This is a genomic window from Prescottella sp. GW823-FHT02E09 (assembly GCF_058797375.1).
Window position 1 is genome coordinate 51,864 of the sequence record NZ_JBXAJP010000001.1, and the last position, 14,003, is coordinate 65,866.

A 14,003-nucleotide genomic window follows, 5' to 3' on the forward strand; every position below is an offset into this window, starting at 1 on the left:
CACCCCCCCCCCCCCCCCCCCCCCCCCCCCCCCCCCCCGTTTTCGTGAGAAGTCGCGGTGTGTGCCGGGCTACGTGGCGTCGGGATCGACCGGGGGACGCTCCCCGGCGGCGAGCGGCTTGGAGGTCGGCCCCGTCACGGACGGTCCACTCGACGAACCGTTGCCGCCGGCCTTGTCGAAGTTGCCGGTGAGGATCGAGTCGTCACCGTCGAGCAGGTGCTTGGTGATGACCGCCCGCGGCGTCATCCCCCGCAGCTCGTTGAGATCCGACAGCGGCTTGCGGAGGTCGTCGAACTCCGGGCCCAGCTCGTCCTTGAGTTGCTGGCTGGCGCCGCTCGCGTAGTCCCGGACCTGACGCATCGTCTTGGTGACCCAGCTGACGGCGCCAGGAAGCCGCTCGGGTCCGAGGATCACGAGCGCTGCGATGAGGAGCACCATGAACTCGCCCCAGCCGATGTTGCCAAACACGGGTTCAGAGTACGTGCCCGAGGCCGGAATCGCTCGCACGATCCGCAAATATCACATGCTTGTCACGAACTGGACACCCGAGTCAGTCCGATGTGGGCGTCACCTGGAGGTCCACGAGCCGCCCGGAGCGGACCAGCTGCACCGGAACCTGCTGTCCCACCGTCTGGTCGTGCACGGCAACGACCAGCTCGTCGGCACTCGACACGGTCCGATCACCGACCTTGACGATCACGTCGCCCTCGACGATGCCGGCCTGCTCCGCCGGACTGCCGGACTGCACATTGGCCACCTGGGCACCGCTGGTCGCGTCGTTGATGACGGTGCGGGCGTTGACACCGATTTCCGGATGATGCATGACGCCGTTGCGGATCAGTTCCTGCGCGACCGCGGTGACGTCGTCGATCGGGATGGCGAAGCCCAGACCCACCGAGCCGCCGCTCTCGGATCGGATCGCCGAGTTGATGCCGATCACGCGGCCCTCCATGTCGACCAGAGGGCCGCCCGAGTTGCCGGGGTTGATCGCGGCGTCGGTCTGGACGGCATCGATCACGGCGTCGGTGTCGGTGCCTTCACCGCTGAGCCGCACCGGACGCTGCAGGGCGCTCACGATGCCGCGGGTCACGGTCTTGTTCAGGCCGAGCGGCGAGCCGACCGCCACGACGTCCTGCCCGACGCGCACGTCTTCCGACCGGCCGAGGTCGGCGACGGTGAGGTTCTCCGCCTCGGTCTTGAGGACCGCGAGGTCGGTCTTGATGTCGCGGCCGACGATCTGCGCCGGCACCTTGGTGCCGTCGGAGAACGTGACGCGGATGGTCGAGTTCCCCGGATCGGCCGCGGCCATCGAGATGACGTGATTGTTGGTGACGACGTAGCCGGCGCCGTCGACGACGACGCCCGAACCGGTTCCGGACTGCTCGCCCTGCGACACCTGGATCGACACCACCGACGGCAGGACCGCGTCGGCGACCGTGGCGATCTGCCCCTGTGGGGCGTCGTCGTCGCTGTCGGATTGTGACAGGGTCACCCGATCGCTCGTGAGTGCTCCGCGGTCGGAGGTGACCGCGGTGGCGATGAGGCCGCCCACCAGGCCGATCGCGAGGGCCGTGGCGGCGAGGGCCGCGAGCGCCTTCCGTTCGATGCGATCGCCCAGCAGGATGTCCCGGACGCCGAGCTTGGGGGCGGGAGGCAGCGGTTCGGGGCCGACGGTGGCCTCGGCGGGAGGGCCGAGCCGGACAGCGGCCTCGGGGTCGCGCCACGGGTCTCCGGTCGGGGCGTCCGAGGGGAGTTCGGCCACACCCTCGGGACCGCGTTGGATCGAATCCGGCTCGCCCGCGGGACGACCGAATGCCTCGGCCATGACCGCGTCGGGCGCACCGAGGCGGATCGTGGGCGCGCCGGAGGCGCGGTGTGCGGACTCCGGCACGAAGGAGCCGTTCACGTCCGCCGGGCGACCGAACGCGTGCTGTGCCGTGGGGTCGACGTGGGGGCGATACACCGGCCGGGGCGCCAGCCGCGGCCCGTCCTGACGGTCGGAACCCGCGCCGCCGGTGTCGGGGGTGTCGCCGTCCGCCGTCCCCGGCGTCCTCGAATCAGCGGTCACGCGCGCATGTCCCCCTCGTGTGCGTCAGTCACGCATGCCAGTATCACCGATCAGGACGGTGATGTGCCGGGAGGCACCGTCAGCGGCGCCGACGGAACGGCCAGCGACGGGAAAGATCGCTGCTCGGGTCGAACGAGATGATGCCCGGTGCGGAATCCCGCGGGGGCGTGTTCTCGGGGTCGGACACATGACAGCGCGGAATCTGGCTCAGCAGGCCCAGCAGGGAACTCGGCATGGCGACCTCACCGGCATGGCGCAGTGCAATCCGTGCCTGCTGCTGCGCGTCGACCTCCGCGGCGCACTCGGGGCACAGGGCCAGGTGCTGGGAGGCGCGCAGGTACGCGTTCATGCGGAGTTCGCCGTCCACGTACGAGGCGATCGCCTCGCTCGCCAGATGCTCGGTGGAGCCGAACTGACGAGGTCTGCGCGCCTGCGTCATCAAACCCTCCTGCACCACTACCCGACACCGATCTGCTCGGAGTCAACCTTTCCATTCGCGGCCAGATGGTCACGTAGTGCCTGCCGTCCGCGGTGGATCCTGCTGCGAACAGTACCCAGCTTCACACCGAGTGTCGCACCGATCTCCTCGTACGACAGCCCCTCGATGTCACACAGGACCACCGCGGCGCGGAACTCCGGTGCCAGCGAGTCCAGCGCCGACTGCAGGTCGGGGGCCAGACGCGCGTCGTGGTAGATCTGCTCGGGGTTCGGCGAATCCGACGGGACCCGGTCGTAGTCCTCGGGCAGCGCCTCCATCCGGATGCGGTTGCGACGACGCACCATGTCCAGGAAGAGGTTGGTGGTGATCCGGTGCAGCCAACCCTCGAACGTGCCGGGCTGGTAGTTCTGCAGCGACCGGAAGACACGGATGAACGTGTCCTGCGTCAGGTCCTCGGCGTCCTGGGCGTTGCCCGACAGCCGGTAGGCCAGCCGGTAGACGCGGTCGCCGTGCTCGCGGACCAATTCGTCCCACGACGGCATCGCGGCCCGGTCACCCGTAGCGTCGAACGCGGCCGTGCCGGTCGGTTCGGAGCATTCGACGTCGATGCCTTCAGCGGACACACCTGAAACTGTGCCCGCCGTGATGTCGTCGGCGGTGGGTGTGGGTGTGCGTTCGGCATTGATCATCAGGATGGGTGGATCCTCCTACTCAGGACCGCTGATCTCGAGACACGGGATTGTGGAGGTTCAACTCCCGGGAACCCGGAATTGTTCCCACCATCCGATGGTCGCGATCTTCACGCCGTGCGGTCTAGTCGTCCGACGTTGCACTCACCCTGTCGCACCCCGATATGTGCGCACTATGAACAAGCTGAGCGGGGCCTGAGAATCTGACCGAGGCGGGCGCCGAATTGTCCGGACGAGCGTGCCTCGAGGAATCGCGAACGCGGCGCGGCTAGCCTCTATTGCGTGCACACGAACGCCGAACGGATTCTCACCCATACCGAGGACTCGATCCTCGAGGACGAGATGCTGACCGCCGCACGGGACCGGGCCTCGGAACTCGGCGCCGCGCCGGTGCCCCCGCCGGTCGGTGCCGCACTCGCGCTCTTCACCAGGATGCTCGACGCGAAGACCGTTGTCGAGGTCGGCACCGGCGCGGGCGTCAGCGGTTTGTGGCTGCTCCGCGGCATGCGCGAGGACGGCGTCCTCACCACGATCGACAGCGAACCCGAGCACCAGCGTGCCGCGAAGCAGGCGTTCCGGGTGGCAGGCATCGCACCGTCCCGGACCCGGCTGATCAACGGCCGCGCCCTCGATGTCCTGCCGCGCCTCGCCGATTCGGCATACGACCTGGTGTTCGTCGACAACGCGCCCGCCGATCACCCGCACTTCGTGCGGGAGGGTGTGCGATTGCTGCGTCCGGGCGGGGTGATCGTGCTCCACAACGCGCTGCTGGGCGGCCGGGTGGCCGATCCCGGCCAGCGTGATGCCACGACGGTCGCGGTCCGGGAGGCCGCACGGACCATCGCCGAGGACGACCGCCTCACTCGCGTGCTGTTCCCGGTGGGCGACGGTCTTCTCTGCGCCGCCCGGCACTGACCCGGCCGGCAGGGGATGCCCGGGGACGGGGCTACCGGCCCTAGATCCAGACGCCCTTGCCGATCGTGACGACGCCGCCATTACTGACGGCGAACCGCTGGCGGTCCCGTTCGAGGTCGACGCCGATGATCTCGCCCTCCCCGACCACGACGTTCTTGTCGAGGATCGCGCGGCGCACCACGGCGCCCTTGCCGACGCGGACGCCGGGCATCAGGACGCTGCCCTCGACGGTGGCGCCGTCCTCGACCATCACGTTGGAACTGAGCACCGAGTTGCGGACGGTGGCCGCGGACAGGATCGATCCGGCGCCGACGACGGACTCCTGTGCCAGCCCGCCCTTGACGAACTTCGCCGGTGCCAGGTTCTCGGCGCCGCCGCGGATCGGCCAGCGCCGGTTGTAGAGGTTGAACACCGGGTGGACGGACACGAGATCCATGTGCGCGTCGTAGAACGCATCGATGGTGCCCACGTCCCGCCAGTAGCCGCGGTCACGGTCCGTCGCGCCGGGGACCACGTTGTTCTTGAAGTCGTAGACCGACGCGAGACCGGCGTCGACGAGTGCCGGAATGATGTCTCCGCCCATGTCGTGGTCGGAGTCGGAGTTCTCGGAGTCGGCGCGGATCGCGTCGACGAGCACCTTCGTGGTGAAGACGTAGTTACCCATCGAGGCGAACGTCACATTGGGGTCGTCGGGTGTTCCCGGCGGGTGGGCGGGCTTCTCGAGGAACTGGGTGATCCGGCCGGTCTCGTCACTGTCGATGCACCCGAATGCGAACGCTTCGCTGCGCGGCACCCGGATCCCGGCGACGGTCACCCCCGCTCCCGAGTCGATGTGGTGCTGCACCATCTGCTCGGGATCCATCCGGTACACGTGGTCGGCGCCGAAGACGACGATGTACTCGGGATCCTCGTCGTAGACGAGGTTGAGGGACTGGAAGATCGCATCGGCACTGCCCGTGTACCAGCGCGGACCCAACCGCTGCTGCGCAGGTACCGGGGTGATGTATTCGCCCGCGAATCCCGACAGCCGCCACGTCTGCGAGATGTGCCGGTCGAGCGAATGCGACTTGTACTGGGTGAGCACGCAGATCCGGAGATACCCCGCGTTCACCAGATTGCTGAGCACGAAGTCGATGAGGCGGTAGGCGCCACCGAAGGGAACTGCGGGCTTGGCGCGGTCAGCGGTGAGCGGGTACAAGCGCTTACCCTCGCCACCGGCGAGCACGATCCCGAGCACATGGGGCTGACTCCTCACACCGTCAACCTATCGGCCTGCCCCCACTGCCGCCAGCATTGCCCCGAACGGGCGGGGTCGTGCTGGCCGGAACGGGTTCCGGCGGTTACGTTTAGCCGGTGCGGGTCGCGATGATGACGAAGGAGTACCCCCCGGAGATCTACGGTGGCGCCGGTGTCCATGTCACCGAGCTGGTCGCCCACCTGCAGCGGCTGTGCGACGTCGACGTGCACTGCATGGGCGTGCCCCGCGACGGCGTGTTCGTCCACGGCCCCGATCCCCTCCTCGCCGGCGCCAATCCGGCCCTGAGCACCCTGTCGGCCGAACTGCGGATGGCGTACGCCGCGGGCGGGGCCGACGTCGCGCACTCCCACACCTGGTACACCGGCCTGGCCGGGCATCTGGCGGGCGAACTGTACGACGTCCCGCACATCATCACCGCGCACTCCCTCGAGCCGCGGCGGCCGTGGAAGGCCGAGCAGCTCGGTGGCGGCTACCGAGTGTCGTCGTGGTCCGAGCGCAACGCGATGGAGCACGCCGACGCGGTGATCGCGGTCAGCGCCGGCATGCGCGCCGACGTCCTCGACACGTATCCGGCGATCGATCCGGCCCGGGTGCACGTGGTGCACAACGGCATCGACGCCGGTGCGTGGTGTCCCGGTCCGGCGGTGCCGAACACCGTGTCGGTACCGGCGACGCACGGCATCGATCCCGCGCGGCCCATCGTGGTCTTCGTCGGCCGGATCACCCGCCAGAAGGGTCTCGGACATCTGGTCGCGGCGGCGCACGACTTCGACCCGGCGATCCAGCTGGTGCTGTGCGCCGGCGCTCCCGACACCGCGGAGTTGGCCGCCGAGACCGAAGCGGCCGTCGCGAAGCTGACCGCCCGGCGTGACGGCGTCGTCTGGATCCGGGACATGCTCCCCACCACCCAGGTGCGGGAACTACTCTCGGCCGCGACCGTGTTCGTGTGCCCGTCGGTGTACGAACCGTTGGGGATCGTGAATCTCGAGGCGATGGCGTGCGAAACCGCGGTGGTCGCCTCCGACGTCGGCGGGATTCCGGAGGTGGTGCAGGACGGTGTCACCGGCCGGCTGGTCCACTACAACTCGTACGAGCCGGAGGCGTTCGAGCACGCGCTGGCGGCGGCCGTGAACGAGGTGGCGACCGATCCGGACCGGGCCGCGGCGATGGGCCGGGCGGGCCGTCTGCGGGCGACGGCGGAGTTCTCGTGGGCCCGTATCGCGCAGCAGACCCTCGACGTCTACACCGAGGTCCTGGGCCGGCGGTAGGTCGAGACGACGACGGATGCCGTCACCGGGAACGGTTGGGGCAGCGCGGCGATGGCCTCGGCTCGGCGCTCGGCCGTGAGATGACGGGCCGACGGACCCATGCCCACGAGGTCTTCGAGGTCTCGGTGCGACAGCATCATCCGTGTCTCGACGGGTGTGCGGTGTGCCCGTTCGAAGCGTCCGGCGACGGTCTCCCCGAGTCGTTCGACCTTGCGGTCGTCGACGCGGACCATGCCGAGCAACTCCACGAGTTCGACGAGGTGCCGGTCCGTGGGGGTGAGCACGACGAGGGTGCCCTCGTCCGTGAGCACTCGATCGATCTCGGCGGCATTGCGCGGAGCGAAGATCGACAGGACGTGGGTGAGGGCGGCGTCCTGCACGGGCAGTTGACGCCACACATCGGCGACGACGGCGGCAGCGCGCGGATGCGCCCGGGCCAGCCGCCGCGCCGCAGGCTTGGAGACGTCGAGCCCGATGCCCTGTGCGGACGTGGACGCGTCCAGGACTCGGGCGAGATAGTGCCCGGTGCCGGCACCGATCTCGAGGATGCGCGGATCGACACCGTCGTCCGTGGTCTGCACCACGGCTTCGGCGACCGCGGACATGAGCGGATCGAAGTGGCCTGCGTCGAGGAAATCGCAGCGCGCGGCGATCATCTCGGGACTGTCCCCGGTGAACTTGGTCGCGGCACCGGTCAGCAACGTGACGTATCCCTGTCGTGCGATGTCGAAGCTGTGGCCTCGTGCGCACACCAGCGCACGATCGACCAGATCCAGTTCGTCACCGCACTGCGGGCACGCCAACAGCGCGCACACATCCGCCAGCACCTGTACCGCCGTGCCCTTTCCGGAGATCACCCGCTGGTCCGATCGCCCGTCAACGGGTCCGGCCGGGTCGTCTTGCCGACCCGGCCGGAACACCGAAGAGGATTGATCCGCTAGCTGGTGACACCCTTGAGTTCGTCCCCCAGCGCTGCTGCTTCCTCCGGGGTGAGTTCGACGACCAGACGTCCACCGCCCTCGAGTGGAACCCTCATGACGATTCCTCGTCCCTCTTTGGTTGCTTCGAGGGGACCGTCCCCGGTCCGGGGCTTCATGGCCGCCATCCTCTGCTCCCTCCAAATCTGCGCCGGACTGTTCTAGCGCCTGGGTTACCGTGGATGCCTCGTCAGCAATTGGCGAGGCTCTTGGTCCATTCTTCCCTATCGAGTGGGTTGCCGGGAAGCTGAGGCACAAAACCACCCGAATCAGACAGCGTCACACGTGGGGTTCGACCCAGCACGCGGCGATGTGGTCGTCGACCATCCCGGTGGCCTGCATGAGTGCATATGCCGTGGTAGGGCCCACGAAACGAAAGCCCCGACGTTTCAGCTCCTCGGCCATCGCGGTGGACTCGGGTGTGACCGCCGGAACCTCGTCGACTCGTTCGAATCTCCGCGCGCGCCGCGGCGGAGCGAACGACCAGAGCAGCGTGTCGAGATCGGTGTCGGCGAGGTCCAGGACCGCACGGGCATTACCGATCACGGCCTCGATCTTCGCTCGGTTGCGGACGATCCGAGCGTCGCCGAGCAACCGGGTGACGTCGGACTCGGTGTAGGCCGCGACGATCTCGGGGTCGAAGTCCGCGAAGACGTCCCGGAACGCCGGCCTCTTGCGCAGGATGGTGATCCAGGACAGCCCCGACTGGAACGCCTCGAGGCACAGTCGCTCGAACAACTCGTCGCGGCCGTGCAGCGGCTGCCCCCACTCGAAATCGTGGTAGTCGCTGTAGATCCGGGAGCCGTCGCTGTCGGTGGCCCAGGGGCACCGCACCCGCTCCTCCGACGGTGCACCGACCTCGATCCCGGCGGCGCTCACAGTTCCGGCTCCGCACTGCCGGGCCCGTCCGCGGCCTTCCCGTGATCGGCCGGTTCCGGGGCCGCCCGGTTCTCCAATTGCGCTCGCAGGGAATCGATCTCCCGCCCCAGACGGTCGAGCGCCCAATCCACCTCGCTCGCCTTGTACCCGCGCAGCGTCTGCTGGAATCGGAGCGCGCGCACGTCGGAGCCGGTGACTCCCTCGGCGGGGAGCACCGTCGCGGTGGTGCCGGCCGGAATCGGCGGCAACTCCTCGGAACGGCCGAACACCATGCTCGCAGCGAAGTACAGCAGGCCACCGACCAGCACCATGATCAACAGGTACAGAAGGACCGTCAGCATGCCCCGATACTGTCACGAACCGCCGACAGCAACGTCGTCGTGCGCGTCGATCAGGGACGGATGGTGTTCATCGGCGGCCGATCGGTGAGCGCGACATCGGTCCGCGCCGGGACGAACGAGTCGCCGTCCACCAGGAACTGGGTCAGGCCGGCTCCCGTGTCGTCGACACCGCAGCGCCGCAGCATCGTGCCGATGATCTGCCGGCTCATCACCCCGAGTTCGGACAGCGGCCGGTTCCGGTGCTTACGCACACCCAGATTGACCTGGCCGATCGCACCGAGCCCGAGTCGGTCGTAGGTGTCGAGCAGCAGCCCGATCTCGACGCCGTAGCCGGGCGCGAACGGCACCGACGACAGCAGCTCGCGCGTGCCCGCGTACTCGCCGCCGAGGGGCTGCAGGACGCAGGTCAGTTCGGGGCGCAGCGCCGCCAGCATCGGCCGGGCCACCAGTTCGGTGACGCGACCGCCGCCGTTGGCGTCCTCGGTGCCGCTGACCCGTAACGGACGTCGGTAGTAGCCCTTGACCAGATGTATGCCGTCGACGGTGAGCAGCGGCCCCAGCAGCTTGGGTACGAACGCCGGATCGGGCTCCACGAGGTCGGAGTCGACGAACGCGATGAGGTCACCGGTGCTCGCGGCGATGGAGCGCCACAGCACCTCGCCCTTGCCCGGCACCGGAGCGAGGCCCGGGACGGCGTCCTCCCGGCTGATGACCGTCGCCCCGGCGGCCGCGGCGCGCTCTGCCGTCGCGTCGCACGAGCCGGAGTCCAGCACGATCAGCTCGTCGACGAGCCCGCCCAGCAGTGGGTGGATGGTGTCGACGACACCGGCGACCGTCTTCTCCTCGTTGAGTGCCGGCAACACCACCGACACGGTGCGCCCGGCCTTGGCCCGCTCGAGTTCCGCGATGCTCCAGTCCGGGTGGTCCCAACTGTTGGCGTCCGTCCAGGTACGCGACGCTTCGGTGATGCTCATGCCAACCCCCGTACGGTGCGGACGGGTTGCCTGGTTCCCATGATCGCGGCGACCATGTCGACCACACGCCGGGTCGAGGCAACCTCGTGAACGCGGAACACCCGGGCTCCGCCGGCGGCCGCCAGAGCGGTCGCCGCCAGGGTTCCCTCCAACCTCTCGGCCAGTTCCACACCCAGAGTCTCCCCGATGAAATCCTTGTTGCTGAGCGCCATCAGCACGGGCCATCCGGTCTTAACGAGATCTTCCACGCGACGCAACAATTCGAGTCCGTGATAGGTGTTCTTCCCGAAATCGTGGGTGGGATCGATGAGGATCGAGTCCGCTTTCACGCCCAACCGCGACGCGTGCTCGGCCGCTCCGACCACCTCGGCGAGGACGTCGGCGACCACGTCGGTGTACCGGACGCGGTGCGGGCGCGTGCGCGGCACCGCTCCCCCGGTGTGGGAGCAGACGATCCCGGCACCGAGTTCGGCCGCGACCTCCACCAGTTCGGGGTCGGCCCCCGCCCACGTGTCGTTGATCAGATCGGCACCCTCACCGCACGCGAGTCGGGCGACCTCGCTGCGCCACGTGTCCACGCTGATGATCACATCCGGGTAGCGCGCCCGGATCGCCTCCACGAACGGCACGACGCGGCGCGTCTCCTCCGCGGCATCGACGAGTGTGCCGGGGCCGGCCTTGACGCCCCCGATGTCGACGAGATCGGCGCCCTCCACGACCGCGCGATCGACCGCCGCCATCGCCGCCTCGTCCGAGAACGTCGCACCACGGTCGTAGAACGAGTCCGGGGTGCGGTTGACGATCGCCATCACGAGGGCACGATCGGTCGCGACCGGCCTGCCACACAGGGTGGGCAGGACGTGTCCGGGAGCCGAGACGTCGTCGGCGACGGGGCGCGGTGCCATGCCCCCATATTCGCATGACCGAGGTCTCACTACGCCCGGGGAGCAGTCCCCTCGGCGACGTCCCGCGCGTATCCGTCGTAGACGGGCCGGTATCCGTCCGTGCGACCTGCGAGCACGTACAGCTCGTCGACGGTCGACGCGTAGCCCTCCTCGCGCAGTTCCACCTTGCGGCTCTTGAACGTCGATGTGGTCTCGAGCGAGTCGACGACCCGCACGAACAGCGGGATCGCGTACGCCGGCAGCCGGGCGTACAACTCCTCGGCGAGCCGGACGCCGTCGAGCGCGTGACCCGAGCGCACCGTCACCGCCGCCATGCCCGCCTTGCCGTCGGTGCCGGGCACCGCGACGCCGTACACCACCGACTGCTCGATCGCCGGGTGCGCGGACAGTGCCCCCTCCACCTCGGTGGTCGCGACGTTCTCACCCTTCCACCGGAAGGTGTCGCCGAGACGGTCCACGAACGCGACGTGCATGAAGCCCTGGCTGCGCACCAGATCGCCGGTGTCGAACCAGCAGTCGCCGTCCTTGAACCCGTTCCGGACCAGTTTCTTCTCGCTCGCCTCGGGATCGGTGTACCCGTCGAACGGTGCCCGGTCGGTCACCTTCGACAGCAGCAGACCCACCTCGCCGGTGCCGACGCGGCACAACCGCCCCGTCGGGCCGCGGCGGGCGCGCCCGGTCTCGGGGTCGAACTCCACCACCGCGTACGGCAGCGGACACACCCCGGCGGTGCGGTCGACGCCCAGCGCGTTCACGAACGCGATGTTGCACTCGCTGGCGCCGTAGAACTCGGCGACACGCTCGATGCCGAACCGCTCGGTGAACTCGGTCCAGATCTCCGGCCGCAGACCGTTGCCGACCATCAGGCGGATCCCGTTGTCGCGGTCGTCCGACCGGGGTGGCTGGTTGAGCAGGTAGCGGCAGATCTCGCCGATGTAGACGAACGCCGTGGCGCGGTTGGCCTTCGCGTCGTCCCAGAAGCGGGACGCGGAGAAGCTGCGTCCGATCGCGATCGCGGCTCCGGCGGAGAGCACCGACGACAGCGACACGGTGAGGGCGTTGTTGTGGTACAGCGGTAGGGCGCAGTACAGAGTGTCGCTGCGGCGCAGTCGAACTCCCATCGCGCCGAGGCCCGACATGCTCTTGAGCCACCGGAAGTGGCTCATCAGACTGGCCTTCGGCAGCCCCGTCGTACCCGAGGTGAAGATGTAGAAGGCCCGCTCCGTACCCCGGATCTCTTCGCACACAGCGGGGTTCGACGAGTCCGCGTCCTGCGCGAGCCGGTTCAGATCGCCCACGGACAACACGGTCTCGGCATGCACCTCGCCGCTCAGCGAGGTGATCGCCTCGCCACACTCCTCGCCCACCACCAGGGCCCGGCTGTCCAGCACGGACAGGCTGTGCGCCAGCACATCTGCGCGCTGATTGTGGTTGAGCATGCCCGCGACGGCGCCGAGTTTGACCACCGCGAGGGTCAGCAGCAACGCCTCGGGCCGGTTCTTCATCAGGATCCCGACCACGTCACCGCGCCGGACACCGTGCTGCACGAGTACGGCGGCGTAGCGGTTGACCCGGGCGTTGGCGTCCCCGTAGCCGATCGACGTCCCCTCGAATCGGATGAAGGGCCGGCCCGGTTGGCGTCGGGCCAGTTCCTGGAACACCCGGCCGATCGACTCACGAGCCTCAGGCTTGCGGGTCAGACCGAGCGCTCCACGAGCCAGGCTGGGCAGTTCGGTCGCCATCCCCGGCAGTTGTCGTGCGAGCTGCACGAGACCGATCGTCGAAGCGGTGGCGTCTGAACTCATCGGCATCCTTGTCGGGAGGGCAGGGAGAATCGAAAGGGAACGGATCCTACTTCACAGTAACCTTTACGACCCGTCCCCGGAACCCCTCGACCGGAACCGTTTTCAGCGCACGCAGGCGTCCAGCGCGGACTCGACGTCACCGGTGACGATCAGCCCGTCCAACGCACGCTGCGCGACGAACCCCTGACCGCGCAGCCCCTCGAGCCAGTGCAGCAGGCCACGGAAGTGGTCGACGGGATCGAGCATCACCACCGGCTTCTCGTGCATGCCGAGGTACCCGGCGGTCCAGGTCTCGAACAGTTCCTCGAGCGTCCCGATCCCACCCGGCAACGTGATGAACGCGTCGGCACGGTCCTCCATGATGCGCTTGCGCTCACGCATCGTGTCGGTGACGATCAGCTCGTCGGCGTCGACGTCCGCAACCTCCTTGTGCACCAGAGCCTTCGGGATGACGCCGACGGTCCACGCGCCCGCCTCACGGGCCGCGGTCGCGACGGCGCCCATCATCGAGACGTTGCCGCCGCCGGAGACCAGCTGCCATCCCCGGCGGCCGATCGCGGTGCCGACCTCGGATGCCAGCTGCAGGAACTGCTGGTCCACGGGCCCCGACGCGCAGTACACGCAGACTGCGAACTTCTTGTCGCCCACGCTCACCACTCGTCCTCGTCTCCCAGCAGAGCGGCCTCGTCCACACCCTGCTGCGACTCGGCGACGATCCGCACGGCCTCGTCGACGCTGTCGGTGACGTGGATGAGATCGACGTCGCCCGGCGAGATCTTGCCGGTGCGCTCGAGGGTGTCGCGCAACCAGTCGACGAGGCCACCCCAGAACTCGGTGCCGATCAGGACGATCGGGAACCGCGTGATCTTGCGGGTCTGGACGAGAGTGAGCGCCTCGAACAGCTCGTCGAGCGTGCCGAAACCGCCGGGGAGGCAGACGAACGCCTGCGAGTACTTCACGAACATCGTCTTGCGCGCGAAGAAGTAACGGAAGTTGATGCCGAGGTCGACCCACTCGTTGAGACCCTGCTCGAACGGCAACTCGATGCCGAGGCCGATCGAGTACCCGCCGGACTCGCTCGCGCCACGGTTGGCGCCCTCCATGACACCCGGGCCGCCGCCAGTGATGACGGCGTACCCGGCCTGCGCGAGCGCGGTGCCGAGCTCACGGGCCACCATGTACTCGCTGGTGTCCTCGCCGGTGCGGGCCGATCCGAACACGGTCACGGCACGGGGCACCTCGGCGAGCGCCCCGAAACCCTCGATGAACTCGCTCTGGATCCGCAGCACCCGCCACGGGTCGGTGTGCACCCAGTCGGTGGGCCCACGCTGATCGAGCAGGCGCCGGTCGGCGTTCGTCGACTCCGCCTTGCGATCGCGCCGCAACATGATCGGCCCACGGTGCTTCACCGATGAACTGCCGCGCTTAGCGGCTCCGGTCTTCCTGTCAGGTGCCATGCGGGCAAGGCTAACCGTTCGCCCGCGG

The 14,003-nt window shown here is 68.7% G+C and carries 16 protein-coding genes; 2 read left to right on the forward strand and 14 right to left on the reverse strand.

The window, feature by feature from the left end; translation table 11 throughout:
• Positions 1–69: 69 nt before the first annotated feature.
• The 4 genes from tatB to sigE form a co-directional block, all read right to left on the reverse strand.
• Positions 70–468, reverse strand: coding sequence for a Sec-independent protein translocase protein TatB (gene tatB / locus AC1RIF_RS00220; RefSeq protein ID WP_492599374.1), 399 nt, complete (start codon positions 466–468; stop codon positions 70–72).
• 82 nt (positions 469–550) lie between these two features.
• Positions 551–2,068 (reverse strand): S1C family serine protease, encoded by a 1,518-nt coding sequence (locus tag AC1RIF_RS00225; RefSeq protein ID WP_492599375.1) that lies wholly within the window; start codon positions 2,066–2,068, stop codon positions 551–553.
• A gap of 79 nt (positions 2,069–2,147) precedes the next feature.
• Positions 2,148–2,507, reverse strand: coding sequence for an RNA polymerase subunit sigma-70 (locus AC1RIF_RS00230; RefSeq protein WP_492599376.1), 360 nt, complete (start codon positions 2,505–2,507; stop codon positions 2,148–2,150).
• 17 nt (positions 2,508–2,524) lie between these two features.
• Positions 2,525–3,196 carry an RNA polymerase sigma factor SigE gene (gene sigE, locus AC1RIF_RS00235; RefSeq protein WP_492599377.1) on the reverse strand — a complete coding sequence of 224 codons (672 nt, stop codon included), beginning with the start codon at positions 3,194–3,196 and terminating at the stop codon, positions 2,525–2,527.
• A 282-nt stretch (positions 3,197–3,478) separates the two neighbouring features.
• Between sigE and AC1RIF_RS00240 the strand changes: the two genes are divergently transcribed.
• A complete protein-coding gene (locus tag AC1RIF_RS00240) occupies positions 3,479–4,111 on the forward strand; it encodes an O-methyltransferase (RefSeq protein ID WP_492599378.1) in 633 nt (210 codons plus the stop codon).
• A 40-nt stretch (positions 4,112–4,151) separates the two neighbouring features.
• Here AC1RIF_RS00240 and glgC read toward each other — a convergent pair whose 3' ends face one another.
• On the reverse strand, positions 4,152–5,366 hold the full coding sequence (gene glgC, locus AC1RIF_RS00245; RefSeq protein WP_114718447.1) for a glucose-1-phosphate adenylyltransferase: 1,215 nt from the start codon (positions 5,364–5,366) through the stop codon (positions 4,152–4,154).
• Positions 5,367–5,464: 98 nt separating this feature from the next.
• On the opposite strand from glgC, the gene glgA reads away from it, so the two are divergent.
• Positions 5,465–6,637 (forward strand): glycogen synthase, encoded by a 1,173-nt coding sequence (gene glgA / locus AC1RIF_RS00250; protein WP_492599379.1) that lies wholly within the window; start codon positions 5,465–5,467, stop codon positions 6,635–6,637.
• Here glgA and AC1RIF_RS00255 read toward each other — a convergent pair.
• From AC1RIF_RS00255 to AC1RIF_RS00295, 9 genes are all read right to left on the reverse strand, one after another.
• Positions 6,610–7,464, reverse strand: coding sequence for a putative RNA methyltransferase (locus tag AC1RIF_RS00255; protein WP_492600098.1), 855 nt, complete (start codon positions 7,462–7,464; stop codon positions 6,610–6,612). The genes glgA and AC1RIF_RS00255 overlap by 28 nt on opposite strands.
• A 110-nt stretch (positions 7,465–7,574) precedes the next feature.
• Positions 7,575–7,742 carry a DUF3117 domain-containing protein gene (locus tag AC1RIF_RS00260; protein ID WP_003931055.1) on the reverse strand — a complete coding sequence of 56 codons (168 nt, stop codon included), beginning with the start codon at positions 7,740–7,742 and terminating at the stop codon, positions 7,575–7,577.
• Between the two features lie 151 nt (positions 7,743–7,893).
• Positions 7,894–8,493 (reverse strand): DNA-3-methyladenine glycosylase I, encoded by a 600-nt coding sequence (locus AC1RIF_RS00265; protein ID WP_492599380.1) that lies wholly within the window; start codon positions 8,491–8,493, stop codon positions 7,894–7,896.
• A complete protein-coding gene (locus AC1RIF_RS00270; RefSeq protein ID WP_492599381.1) occupies positions 8,490–8,834 on the reverse strand; it encodes a DivIVA domain-containing protein in 345 nt (114 codons plus the stop codon). Before AC1RIF_RS00270 ends, AC1RIF_RS00265 begins: the two co-directional genes overlap by 4 nt.
• 50 nt (positions 8,835–8,884) lie before the next feature.
• Positions 8,885–9,808 (reverse strand): glucosyl-3-phosphoglycerate synthase, encoded by a 924-nt coding sequence (locus tag AC1RIF_RS00275; RefSeq protein WP_492599382.1) that lies wholly within the window; start codon positions 9,806–9,808, stop codon positions 8,885–8,887.
• Entirely contained in the window at positions 9,805–10,713 is a 909-nt protein-coding gene (folP, locus tag AC1RIF_RS00280; protein ID WP_492599383.1) for a dihydropteroate synthase, read from the reverse strand. Before folP ends, AC1RIF_RS00275 begins: the two co-directional genes overlap by 4 nt.
• Before the next feature lie 29 nt (positions 10,714–10,742).
• Positions 10,743–12,518, reverse strand: a complete 1,776-nt coding sequence (locus AC1RIF_RS00285; protein WP_492599384.1) for a long-chain-acyl-CoA synthetase — start codon at positions 12,516–12,518, stop codon at positions 10,743–10,745.
• A 102-nt stretch (positions 12,519–12,620) separates the two neighbouring features.
• Positions 12,621–13,175, reverse strand: a complete 555-nt coding sequence (gene log / locus AC1RIF_RS00290; RefSeq protein ID WP_492599385.1) for a cytokinin riboside 5'-monophosphate phosphoribohydrolase — start codon at positions 13,173–13,175, stop codon at positions 12,621–12,623.
• A complete protein-coding gene (locus AC1RIF_RS00295) occupies positions 13,169–13,975 on the reverse strand; it encodes an LOG family protein (RefSeq protein ID WP_492599386.1) in 807 nt (268 codons plus the stop codon). Before AC1RIF_RS00295 ends, log begins: the two co-directional genes overlap by 7 nt.
• Positions 13,976–14,003 lie beyond the last annotated feature (28 nt).

Coding starts and splice junctions, on each gene's coding strand:
- AC1RIF_RS00230 (WP_492599376.1), bottom strand. CDS start 2,507: ATGACGCAGGCGCGCAGACCTCGTCAGTTCGGCTCCACCGAGCATCTG.
- AC1RIF_RS00285 (WP_492599384.1), bottom strand. CDS start 12,518: ATGAGTTCAGACGCCACCGCTTCGACGATCGGTCTCGTGCAGCTCGCA.
- AC1RIF_RS00295 (WP_492599386.1), bottom strand. CDS start 13,975: ATGGCACCTGACAGGAAGACCGGAGCCGCTAAGCGCGGCAGTTCATCG.
- AC1RIF_RS00260 (WP_003931055.1), bottom strand. CDS start 7,742: ATGGCGGCCATGAAGCCCCGGACCGGGGACGGTCCCCTCGAAGCAACC.
- AC1RIF_RS00275 (WP_492599382.1), bottom strand. CDS start 9,808: ATGAGCATCACCGAAGCGTCGCGTACCTGGACGGACGCCAACAGTTGG.
- AC1RIF_RS00270 (WP_492599381.1), bottom strand. CDS start 8,834: ATGCTGACGGTCCTTCTGTACCTGTTGATCATGGTGCTGGTCGGTGGC.
- folP (WP_492599383.1), bottom strand. CDS start 10,713: ATGGCACCGCGCCCCGTCGCCGACGACGTCTCGGCTCCCGGACACGTC.
- sigE (WP_492599377.1), bottom strand. CDS start 3,196: ATGATCAATGCCGAACGCACACCCACACCCACCGCCGACGACATCACG.